The sequence below is a fragment of the Saccharothrix sabaoui genome, from assembly GCF_051756985.1.
Lineage (GTDB): Bacteria > Actinomycetota > Actinomycetes > Mycobacteriales > Pseudonocardiaceae > Actinosynnema.
In genome coordinates, this window is sequence record NZ_JBPKJK010000013.1 from 15,055 (window position 1) to 26,620 (window position 11,566).

Here is an 11,566-nt window from a genome sequence, read left to right on the forward strand (position 1 = left end):
TCACCAGAGGCCGGGAGGCTCCGCCGCCTCCTCCGCCTTGACGGCGTCCTCCCAGCGGTAGGTGCGCAGGTCCACCTTGCCGTCGAGCGACGGCACCCCCTCCTCGCGGAGCAGCTGGAGCTGCTCGTCGGCGAGGTGGGGGGCGCACGTGCCGTTGGCCTTGAGCACCCGGTGCCACGGCAGGTCGCGCCCGTCCTGGTTGAGGACCGTGCCGACCATCCGCAGCGACGGGGCGCGGGCGATGTCGGCGACGTCGCCGTAGGTGGCGACGCGTCCGCGGGGGATCGAGCGCACCACCTCGCGGACCATCTCGTGCAGCTGTTCGTCCACCCCGACAGCTTTCCACGCGGTGCCGGCGCGCCGGCTGTCGGTGGGACGTGGTTGCATCTACCGCCGTGGTGGTGAACAGGGCTCCGCTGTTGGTGCGCCCGGAGCGGCGGGAGGAGCCCCGGCACGACTGGGAGCCGGCCGCGCGCCGGGTGTTCGAGCACCGGGGCGGCCCGCTGCGCGTGCTCGGCGGACCCGGCACGGGCAAGACGACGCTGCTCGCCGAGGTCGTGGCCGACCGCGTGCTGCGGCGCGGCGCGCACCCCGAGCAGGTGCTGGTGCTCACCGCCGACCGCCGCGCCGCCGAGGCGATGCGCGCCCGGATCACCCGCCTGCTCACCGACCGCCGCGCGGACGGCGGCTCGTCGGACGGTGACGCGCAGCCCTCGGCCGCGCCGCCGCCCACCCCCTCGGGCCTGCTGCCCACCACGCGGGAACCGCTGGTCCGCACGGTCCACTCCTACGCGTTCGCGGTGCTGCGCAACCAGGCCGCGCTGACCGGCGAGGAGCCGCCCCGGCTGCTGGCCGGCCCCGAGCAGGACGCCGTGGTGCGCGAGCTGCTGGCGGGCGACGTGGCGATGGGCGCGCCGAAGTGGCCGGACCGCCTGCGCCCCGCCCTCACCCTGCCCGGGTTCGCCGCCGAGCTGCGCGACCTCATGCTGCGCGCCACCGAACGCGGCCTCGCCCCCGAGGACCTCACCGACCTGGGCCGCCGGCACGGCCGCGAGGAGTGGGTGGCCGCCGGGCTGTTCGCCACCCAGTACGAGCAGGTCAACCTGCTGGCCAGCAGCGGCCAGGGGCACGCGCCGTCCTACGACGCCGCCGAGCTGATCGGCAACGCGCTGCTCGCGTTCGAGGTGGACCCCGGCGTGCTCGACGGCGAGCGCAAGCGCGTCCGCCACCTGTTCGTCGACGACGCCCAGCACCTCGACCCGCTCCAGCTCGCGTTCCTGGCGAGCCTCGGGTCGACCGCCGACGAGTTCGTCCTGGTCGGCGACCCGGACCAGGCGATCTTCTCGTTCCGCGGCGCCGACCCGTCCCTGCTGGCCGCGACCGACGCGCCGACCGCCGTGCTGCGCGAGGGCCACCGGATGGCCCCGGAGGTCCGCGCCGCCGTCGGCCGCCTCGCGCTGCGCCTGCCCGGCGCGTCGCCGACCCGCGAGGTGAGCCCGGTGGACGCCGAGGGCCACGTCCGGGTGCGGCTGTTCGCGTCCGCCGCGCAGGAGGCCGCGTGGGTGGCCGACCAGCTGCGCCGCGCCCACCTGATCGACGGCGTGCCCTGGTCGCGGATGGCCGTCGTCGCGCGGTCCGCGACCCGCGTCCTGCCCGTGCTGCAACGCGCCCTGCTCGCGGCGGGCGTGCCCGTCGCCGTGCCGCACGACGAGCTGCCGCCCGCCCAGCAGCCCGCCGTCGTCCCGTTCCTGGCGCTGCTGCGCGCCGCCGCCGTGCCCGGCAGCCTCGACGAGGACACCGCCGCGATGCTGCTGTCCTCCCCGCTGGGCGGCGCCGACCCGCTGGCGCTGCGCCGGCTCCGCCGCGGCCTGCGCCGGCTGGAGCTGGCCGCCGGCGGGGACCGCGCCAGCGGCGAGCTGCTCGTCGAGGTGATCGAGACCGCCGACAAGCTGGCCGCCCTGGAGGACGCCGAGGCGCAGCCCGCGCGGCGCGTCGGCGGGCTGCTGCGCAAGGCGCGCCGGGCGATCGACGACGGGCTCACCGTCGAGCAGGTGCTGTGGGAGCTGTGGCAGGCCACCGGGCTGGAGAACCGCTGGGTCGCCCAGTCCGCCCGGCACGGCACCACCGGCATGCAGGCCGACCGCGACCTCGACGCGGTCGTCGCCCTGTTCGAGGCCGCCGCGAAGTACGTCGACCGGCTGCCCGGCTCCGGCGCGGAGAGCTTCGTCGACTACCTCGCCTCCCAGCGGTTCGCGGGCGACACGATGGCCGCGTCCGCCCCCGTCGGCGAGGCCGTGGCCGTGCTCACCGCGCACGCCGCCGCCGGTCGGGGGTGGACGGTCGTGGCGGTGCCCGGCGTGCAGGAGGGCGCGTGGCCCGACCTGCGGCTGCGCGGTTCCCTGCTCGGCGTGGAACGGCTCGTCGACCTCGTCGCGGGCGTGCCGGCGGACACCGTGTCGGCCATCGCGCCGCTGCTGGCCGAGGAACGGCGGCTGCTGCTCGTCGCCGCCAGCCGCGCCGAGCGGACGTTGCTGGTCAGCGCGGTGCGCGGCGAGGACGAGCAGCCGTCGCGGTTCCTCGACGAGATCGAGGAGCTGTCCACCGGCGACCTCGAACGGCCCACGCACACCCCCGAGCGCGGCCTCGTGCTCGCCGAGCTGGTGGGCGAGCTGCGCCGCGTCGTGTGCGACGACGACGAGCCCGCCGGGCGGCGGGAGCGCGCCGCGGCGCAACTGGCCCGCCTCGCCGCCGCGGGCGTGCCCGGCGCGCACCCCGACTCCTGGTACGGCCTGGCGGACGTGACGACCGACGACCCGCTGTGGACGGAGGAGCACACGGTCAGCGTGTCGCCGTCCACGGTGGAGACGCTCGCCACGTGCCCGCTGCGGTGGGTCGTCGAACGGCACGGCGGCCAGGACCCGGCCGAGCTGGCGTCGATCACCGGCACCCTCGTGCACGCCCTCGCCCAGGCCGCCGCCACCGGCGCGGACGAGAAGGAGCTGCGGGCGAGGCTCGACGAGGCGTGGGCCGCGGTCGACGCCGGTGCGCCCTGGTTCTCCCGCCGCGAACGGCAGCGCGTGGAGCGGATGCTCGACACGTTCCTGGCCTGGCTCGCCTCCAGCCGCGACCAGCTCACCCAGGTCGCGGTCGAGGAGGAGATCTCCGTCGACGTGCCCAAGCAGGACGGCGGCCCGTGGCTGCGCGTGCGGGGCCGCGTCGACCGGCTGGAGACCGACCGCGAGGGCCGCCCGGTCGTGGTCGACGTCAAGACCGGCCGCAACCCCGTCACGAAGCAGGAGGCGCAGGACCACCCGCAGCTCGCCGTCTACCAGCTCGCCTCCGCGCTCGGCGGCTTCACCCACCTCGGCCTCGGCACCGACCCGGGCGGCGCGCGCCTGCTGTACGTGGCCAAGGAGAACAAGAAGACCGGCGCCACCGAGCTGGAGCAGTCGCCGCTGGACGAGCAGGGCGTCCGGGTCTGGCTGGAGGCCGTGCAGATCGCCGCCGGGTCCTCCGTCGGCCCGGAGTACCGGGCCGCCGAGAACGTCGACTGCGACCGCTGCCCGGCGCGCACCACCTGCCCGGTGCACGCCTCGGGCCGCCAGGTGGGTCAATGACCTGACCTGCGACTTCCGCACGAGCCTGCGGGTCGCCGAAGCGCCCGCCGGCCGACGACGGAGAATGCCCGGTGTGGTGATGCCGGACGAGGTCGAACGGGTGGGTGGGCCGGGGGCCCTCGCCAGCCCGTTCGAGGTCGCCGAGGCCCTTGGCCTGCCCAGGCCCACCCCGGAGCAGGCCGCCGTCGTCGCGGCGCCCACCGCGCCCGCCCTCGTCGTGGCCGGCGCGGGCGCGGGCAAGACCGAGACGATGGCCGCCCGCGTCGTCTACCTCGTCGCCAACGGCTTCGTCACGCCCGACCGCGTCCTCGGCCTCACGTTCACCCGCAAGGCCGCCCGCCAGCTGTCCGACCGCGTCCGGGCCCGCCTGCGCCGCCTCGGCGGCTCCCCGCTGCTCGACCGGCTCGACCCGGGCGGCGAACGCCGGGCCGCCGTCCTCACCGGCGAACCGGTGATCCTCACCTACCACGCCTACGCGGGCAGGCTCGTCGCCGAGCACGGCCTGCGGCTGCCCGTGGAACCCGGCGTGCGGCTGCTCACCGAGACCGCGGCGTGGCAGCTCGCGCACCGCGTCGTCTCCACCTGGGCGGAGGACATCGACACGGACAAGGTGCCCGCGACCGTCACCGGCTACCTCGTCGCGCTCGCCGGCGAGCTGGGGGAGCACCTCGTGGCGCCGGAGGTGCTGCGCGAGCACGCCGAGCGGCTGTGCGCGCTCATCGAGTCCGCGCCGAGGACCAAGCGGCAGGGCGACGCCCTGCCGCAGTCGTTGCAGGCCGTCGTCGACGCCCAGCGGCTGCGGATGAACCTGCTGCCGCTGCTGGAGGCGTACCAGGCGCGCAAGCGGCGCGAGGCGGCCATGGACTTCGCCGACCAGATGTCGCTGGCCGCCCGGCTGGCCGCCGACTACCCGGAGGTGGCGCGCGGCGAGCGCGAGCGGTACGGCGCCGTGCTGCTCGACGAGTACCAGGACACCGGCCACGCCCAGCGCGTGCTGCTGCGGTCGCTGTTCGGGCGGGGCGAGCCGATGCCCGTGACGTCGGTGGGCGACCCGGCGCAGGCCATCTACGGCTGGCGCGGCGCGTCCGCGGCGAACCTCCCGAGGTTCGTCCACGACTTCCCGCCCGCCCGCAAGTACGGCCTGCTCACCAGCTTCCGCAACCCGCCGGAGGTGCTGGAGCTGGCCAACGCGGTGTCCGCGCCGCTGCGCGCGACGGGCCTGGACGTGGACCCGCTGCGCGCCCGCGACGGCGCGGGACCGGGGGACGTGCGCCTGGCGCTGTTCGACGACGTCCGCCAGGAGCTGGACTGGCTCGCCGACACCCTCGCCGCCCAGTGGGAGCAGCACCTCGACAGCAGCGACGAGCCGCCGACCGCCGCCGTCCTGGTCCGCCGCCGCTCCGACATGGCCGCCATCTCCGCCGTCCTGCGCGACCGCGGCCTGCCCGTCGAGGTCGTCGGCCTGGGCGGGCTGCTCGACGAACCCGAGGTGCGCGACCTCACCAGCGCCCTGCGCGTCCTGGTCGACCCGCTCGCGGGCACGGCCGCCGCCCGCCTGCTCACCGGTTCGCGCTGGCGCCTCGCCGCCTACGACCTGGCCGCCCTGTGGAACCGGGCGCGCGACCTGGCCGGGGCGCCGAGCCGCCAGGCCGTCGTGGACGACCCGCTCGCCGTCCTGGCCGACGCCCTGCCCGGCGAGCACGCCGAGCAGGCGGGCCTGGCCGACGCCCTGGACGACCCGGGCGACCCCACCGCGTACTCGGCCGAGGGCTACCGCCGCGTCCGCCGGCTGGGCGCCGAGCTGTCCGCGCTGCGCCGCCGCCTCGACCAGCCGCTGCCCGAGCTGGTCGCCGACGTCGAGCGCACCCTGCTGCTCGACATCGAGGCCATGGCCCGGCCGGGCGGCGTGGGCCGGGCGCACCTGGACGCGTTCGCCGACGTGGTCGGCGACTTCGCCGCCGCCAGCCCGTCCGCGACGCTGCCCGCCCTGCTCGACTACCTGCACACCGCCGAACAGGCGGAGGACGGCCTGGAACCCGGCGAGGTGGAGGTCGCGCCGAACCGCGTGCAGGTGCTGACCATGCACTCCGCGAAGGGCCTGGAGTGGCACGTCGTCGCCGTGCCGCACGTGGTCAAGGACGTCTTCCCCGGCCGCAAGAAGTCGTCGAGCTGGCTGCGCTCGGTCACCGGGCTGCCCGCCGACCTGCGCGGCGACGCCGAGGACCTGCCGGTGCTGCGCGTGCCGCCCGGCGCCGACCGCAAGGAGGTCGAGGAGGCCCTCGCCCGGCACGAGGAGGACTTCGACGCCCGCCGCCTCGTGGAGGAGCGCCGGCTGCTGTACGTGGCGCTCACCCGGGCCGAGCACAGCCTGCTCGTGTCCGGCCACTGGTGGGGCGGGACGGGGTCGAAGCCCAAGGGGCCGTCCGCGTTCCTCACCGAGCTGCGCGACGCCGTGCTGGCCGCCGACCACCCGCCCGCCGACATCGCCCACTGGGCGCCGCCCCCGGAGGAGGGCGCCCCGAACCCGCTCGCGTCGCGGACGAAGACCGCGCAGTGGCCCGCCGACCCGCTGGGCAGGCGGCGCGCGGCCGTGGCCGAGGGGGCGGAGCTGGTGCTGGCGGCGCTGGAGCGCCACCTCGCCCAGCCCGGTCCCGGTGAGCCCGGCTCCGGTGACCCCGGTCCCGAGCCCGTCGAGCCCGAGTCCGTCGAGCCCGATCCCGGTCCCGAGCCCGCCGAACCGGTGGACGCCGAGCGGTTCGACCTCGAACCGCCCCCGGACTTCGACTACGCACCGCCCGAGGAGCCGGACGACGACGAGCCGCCGCCCGACCTCGACCACCCGGACCCGGACCACCCGGACCTGGACCACCCCGTCCTCGACCCCGACCCCGACCCCGACCGGCCGGAGCCGGAGGCCGAGCCTGAGCCCGGGACCGAACCCGAGCCGGTCGAGCCGGCCGCGACCGACGAGGACCCGGACGACCCCGAGGGCTGGGCCCGCGACGTCGACGTGCTCCTCGCCGAGCGCGCCGCGGCGGCCGACCGGCGCGAACGCGTCGTCCTGCCCGACCACCTCTCGGTCAGCCAGCTCGTCCAGCTCGCCGCCGACCCCGACCAGCTCGCCCGCCGCCTGCGCCGCCCCCTGCCGTTCCCGCCGAACCCGTCGGCCCGCCGCGGCACGGCGTTCCACACGTGGCTGGAGCAGCGGTTCGGCGTGCGGCGGCTGTTCGACCTGGACGAGCTGCCCGGCGCGGCCGACGAGGACGCCTCGCCCGACGCGGACCTGAACCGCCTCCAGGAGGCGTTCCTGGCCAGCGAGTGGGCCGACCGGGCCCCGCACGACGTCGAGGTGCCGTTCGAGGCGGAGGTCGACGGCCTGTCCGTGCGCGGGCGCATGGACGCGGTGTTCGCCGACGAGGACGGCGGCTGGACCGTCGTGGACTGGAAGACCGGCTCGGTGCCGGAGGACGGGCGGCTGCCCGCGCTGTCCGTGCAGCTCGCGGCGTACCGGCTGGCCTGGGCGTCGTTGACCGGCACGCCGGTGGAGAAGGTGCGGGCGGCGTTCCACTACGTGCGGCACGGCCGCACGCTGCGCCCGGCCGACCTGCTGGACGCGGACGGCCTGCGCGACCTGGTCCGCTCGATCCCGGCCTAGCTAGGTGGTGACCCGCGCCTCGGCGGGCACTTCCTTCAGCACGCGGTCGTAGAGGACCTCCAGCAGCCACCGCCCGAACAGCGACGGCCCGAACTCGGTCGACCGGTCCTCCGGCGGCACCAGCAGCTCCGCCGCGCCCGCCTCGTCGACCGAGACGACGCCGATGCCGTAGTAGTCCAGCTCCATCAGCGGCCACGACCGGTCGCCCTGCGGCGGCGGCAGCACCACCGAGCACGGTGCGAGCGTCATCAGCGTGCCGCACGACTGGAGGGCGTGGTCCACGGTGGACTCGCCCACCAGGACGCCGACCAGCTCGACCGCGGGCACCGGCAGCCGGTCGTGCGCGGCCGGCTCGAACCACGAGCGGAACCACGAGGGGTCGGGCTGCGGGGGCCAGCCGTTCGCGCTGCGCCACTCGTGCACGTCGGCGCGGACCCGCACGACCGCGGACACCTGGTGACCCAGCACGGCGACGTCGGGGACCACGACGCCGCGCCAACCCAGGGCCTGAGCGGCGTGGTGGAGGAGCGGTTGCACTCGGGCATCCTAGAACTGGTTGCGGTTTCAATGACAGACCCTCCGCCGCGCTGGGTGTCGAACCCCGCACGGAGAGTGGTCAACGGGATGAGCGTGCCACGCGCAAGGCCCACAGGACCAGCGGGACCTGCAACGGGAGGCGCCCGTAGGCGATGGCGCGCGCCCGGGGCGACTTCGCCCGGTAGTCGTAAGCCATCTTCACGTTCGCCGGGAACACGGCGGCGAAGAACACCGCGGCGAGCTTCGCGGCCGTACCGCGCGTGCGGGGCGCGGCCACCGCCGCGGCCAGCGCCACCTCCGCGGCGCCGGACGCGTACGTCCAGGCCCGCGGCGCACCCGGCAGCCGCCGGGGGACGATCGAGTCGTACGGCTTCGGCTTGGCGAAGTGCGTGACACCGGCCGTGCCCAGCAACCCGGCCAGCGCCAGCGCCGACCAGGAACGGGAACGAGTGGCTTCCATGGGACCCACCCTGTCATGCCGGACGCCGACCGGCGTCCCCAGGGTTATCCTCCGGCACCGTGAGCGGTGATCCCGAAGAACCCGAGCATCCCGAGCGGACGGCCGTGGCCGCGCTCGCCGACGATTTCGTGGCCGGGCTGCGCGAGTGGCTGGCCATCCCCTCGATCGGCGTCGACCCGGCCCACCACGCCGACGTGCACGCCTCCGCGCGCTGGCTGGCGGACGCCCTGCGCCGCGACGGCTGGCCCGACGTGCGGGTCTGGGACTCGGGCCCCGCCCTGCCCGCCGTGTACGCCTGCCTGCCCGCCGCCGACCCCGACGCGCCGACCGTGCTGGTCTACGGCCACCACGACGTGCAACCGGTCGACCCGGTCGAGCAGTGGCGACACCCCCCGTTCGACCCCACCCTCGTGGGGGAGGAGCTGTTCGCCCGCGGCGCCAGCGACGACAAGGGCCAGGTCGCCATGCACCTGCTCGGCGTGCGCGCGCACCTCGCCGCCACCGGCGCGGACCGCCCCGCCGTCACGCTCAAGCTGTTCGTCGAGGGCGAGGAGGAGTCCGGCTCGCCCCACCTCACCCGGCTGCTCGACGAGCACCGCGACGACCTCGCGTGCGACCTCGTCGTGTTCACCGACACACCCCTGTACTCGCGCGACGCGCCCACCGTGTGCACCGGGCAGCGCGGCGTCTACGGCGCGGAGGTCGTCCTCACCGGCGGCTCCTCCGACGTCCACTCCGGCCGCGCGGGCGGGGGCGTGCCCAACCCGGCCACCGCCGTCGCCCGGCTCGTCGCCGCGCTGCACGACGAGGACGGCCGCGTCCGGCTGCGCGACTTCTACGCCGACGTCGTCGACCCCACCGACGCCGAGCGCGCCGACTACGCGAGCCTGCCGTTCGACGAGGACGCGTGGCTCGCGAACGCCGGCGGCGCGCGGGCCCTGGCCGGCGAACCCGGCTGGTCCACCCTCGAACGCGTCTGGGTGCGCCCCACCGCCGAGGTCAACGGCATCAGCGGCGGCTACACCGGCCCCGGCCTGAAGACGATCGTGCCCGCCTCGGCCTCGGTGAAGCTGTCGTTCCGCCTCGTGCCCGACCAGCGGCCCGAACGGGTCGCCGCCGCCCTGCGCGAGTTCGTCGCCGCGCACACCCCGCCCGGCCTACGCTCCGAGGTGATCGCCCGCGGCGACGGGGTCCCGCCCTACGCGGTGGACGTCTCGCACCCCGCCGTGGGCGCGGTCCGCGACGCCGTCGAGGCCGCCTTCGACCAGCCCGTCAGGTTCAGCCGGACCGGTGGTTCCGGACCGGCCGCCGTGCTGCACGCCCGCCTCGGCGCACCCGTCGTGTACCTGGGGGCGACGTTGCCGGATGATCGCATCCACGCGCCGGACGAGCGCGTCGTCGTGCCACTGCTGCTCCGCGGCGCCGAAGCCGCCGCACACCTGTGGCGGCTGCTCCCCGAGAGGCTGTCGTGATGCGCCGGTTCCACCAGACCGAGCCGCTGGCCGAGCTGCCCGGCCACTCCCTCGTCGGCGTGGTCAGGATGCCGGACACGGTGCAGAGCCCGGTGCGCGCCATCCTGAAGCGCGTCATCGGCGCGCTCGCCGCGCTGATGGCCGCCGTCCTCATCGTCTACTTCGACCGCGACGGCTACCGCGACGTCAACGGGGACGGCCTGTCCTTCCTCGACTGCGTCTACTACGCCACCGTCTCCCTCTCCACCACCGGCTACGGCGACATCGCGCCGGCCAGCTCGTCCGCCAGGCTCGTCAACGTCCTGGTGATCACCCCCCTGCGCGTGCTCTTCCTGATCGTCCTGGTCGGCACCACCCTCGAAGTGCTCACCGAGCGCTCGCGCCAGGCGCTGCGCATCCAGAAGTGGAGGACCAAGGTGCGTGACCACGTGGTGGTGATCGGCTACGGCACGAAGGGCCGCTCGGCCGTGAGCGCCCTCATGGGCGACGGCACGGAACCCGGCCAGATCGTCGTCGTCGACACCTCCCAGGAGGCCCTCGACGCGGCGTCCGCCATCGGCCTCGTCACCGTCCACGGCTCCGGCACCAGCAACGACGTGCTGCGCGTGGCCGGCGTGCCGCGGGCCAGGGCGGTGGTCGTGGCCGCCAACCGCGACGACACCTCCGTCCTGGTCACCCTCACCGCCCGCGAGCTCGCGCCCGACGCCCAGGTCGTCGCCTCCGTCCGGGAGCGCGAGAACGAGCACCTGCTGCGCCAGTCCGGCGCCGACTCGGTCGTCGTGTCCAGCGAGACCGCCGGCCGCCTGCTCGGCATGGCCACCGCCACCCCGTCCGTCGTCGACATGGTCGAGGACCTCCTCACCCCCGACGCGGGCCTGGCCATCGCCGAACGCGACGTGGAGCCCGCCGAGGTGGGCGGCTCGCCCCGCCACCTGCCCGACATCGTGCTCGGCGTCGTCCGCGGCGGCACCCTCTACCGGGTCGACGCCCCCGAGGCCGACGCCGTCGAGGCGGGCGACCGGCTCCTCTACGTCAAGAAGGTCACCCCGCCCAGGGAAGCGTGATGGGCCGCCGGGGCGGGGGGCGTGCCGGTGCCCGCCCGGCCCCGGCGCGTCCCCGTCCCCGGTCAGGCGTCCTCCCGGGTGATCCCCTCCCGCCGCCGCGCGGTCTCCACCGCCTCCGCCACGGACTTCGCGCCCAGCTTCTGCTGGATCACCGAGCACCGGTTCGCCACCGTCTTCGGCGTCAGCGACAGCTCCTGCGCCACCTGCTGCTTCGTCAGGCCGCGCACCAGCCGCCTGAGCACCACGAACTCGCCCCTGGTCAGCCCGAACGGGTAGGACTCCCCGGCCGGCTCCGCGGTCCGCGCCACCAGCATCCGGGTGATCCGCGGGTCCAGCACGTTCTGCCCGGCGGCGGCCGTGCGCACCGACTGGGCGACGTTCAGCTCCTCGTCGTCCTTGAGCAGGTAGCCGTGCGCGCCCGCGTCCAGCGCCTCCCGCGCCTGCTCCGGCTCCTCCGACATCGTCAGCACGATGATCTTCGCGCCCGGCGCGTGGGTCCGGATCTCCCGGATCACCTCGACCCCGCAGTGCGCCGCGCTCTCCCCGCTGCGCCGCGGCATGTGCAGGTCCAGCAGGACGACCGCCGGCGCGAGGTCGCGGGCCTTCGCGATGGCGTCCTCGCCGTTCGACGCCTCGCCCCTCACCACCAGGTCGTCGGCGACGTCCAGGTGCGCCCGCAATCCGCGCCGGAATATCGACTGGTCGTCCACTATCAGAACACCATGCGACTGATCGGTCACGACGCACTCCTCGCACGCTGA

The 11,566-nt window shown here is 75.9% G+C and carries 8 protein-coding genes; 4 read left to right on the forward strand and 4 right to left on the reverse strand.

What is annotated here, in order from left to right:
- Positions 1-330 carry an MGMT family protein gene (locus tag ACR807_RS06270; RefSeq protein WP_438920249.1) on the reverse strand — a complete coding sequence of 110 codons (330 nt, stop codon included), beginning with the start codon at positions 328-330 and terminating at the stop codon, positions 1-3.
- A gap of 71 nt (positions 331-401) precedes the next feature.
- Here ACR807_RS06270 and ACR807_RS06275 point away from each other — a divergent pair, with 71 nt between their 5' ends.
- Positions 402-3,617: an ATP-dependent helicase gene (locus ACR807_RS06275; protein ID WP_438920250.1), complete on the forward strand. Its 3,216-nt coding sequence runs from the start codon at positions 402-404 to the stop codon at positions 3,615-3,617.
- 79 nt (positions 3,618-3,696) lie between these two features.
- Positions 3,697-7,272: an ATP-dependent helicase gene (locus ACR807_RS06280; RefSeq protein ID WP_438920309.1), complete on the forward strand. Its 3,576-nt coding sequence runs from the start codon at positions 3,697-3,699 to the stop codon at positions 7,270-7,272.
- Here ACR807_RS06280 and ACR807_RS06285 read toward each other — a convergent pair whose 3' ends face one another.
- Positions 7,273-7,809, reverse strand: a complete 537-nt coding sequence (locus ACR807_RS06285) for a hypothetical protein (protein ID WP_438920251.1) — start codon at positions 7,807-7,809, stop codon at positions 7,273-7,275.
- A 79-nt stretch (positions 7,810-7,888) separates the two neighbouring features.
- A complete protein-coding gene (locus tag ACR807_RS06290; protein ID WP_438920252.1) occupies positions 7,889-8,269 on the reverse strand; it encodes a DoxX family protein in 381 nt (126 codons plus the stop codon).
- Positions 8,270-8,328: 59 nt separating this feature from the next.
- On the opposite strand from ACR807_RS06290, the gene ACR807_RS06295 reads away from it, so the two are divergent.
- Complete coding sequence (locus ACR807_RS06295) at positions 8,329-9,741, forward strand: M20/M25/M40 family metallo-hydrolase (RefSeq protein WP_438920253.1); 1,413 nt, start codon at positions 8,329-8,331, stop codon at positions 9,739-9,741.
- Positions 9,741-10,805: a potassium channel family protein gene (locus ACR807_RS06300; protein ID WP_438920254.1), complete on the forward strand. Its 1,065-nt coding sequence runs from the start codon at positions 9,741-9,743 to the stop codon at positions 10,803-10,805. Before ACR807_RS06295 ends, ACR807_RS06300 begins: the two co-directional genes overlap by 1 nt.
- A 62-nt stretch (positions 10,806-10,867) precedes the next feature.
- Here ACR807_RS06300 and ACR807_RS06305 read toward each other — a convergent pair whose 3' ends face one another.
- Positions 10,868-11,545: a response regulator gene (locus tag ACR807_RS06305; RefSeq protein WP_438920255.1), complete on the reverse strand. Its 678-nt coding sequence runs from the start codon at positions 11,543-11,545 to the stop codon at positions 10,868-10,870.
- Positions 11,546-11,566: the final 21 nt, after the last annotated feature.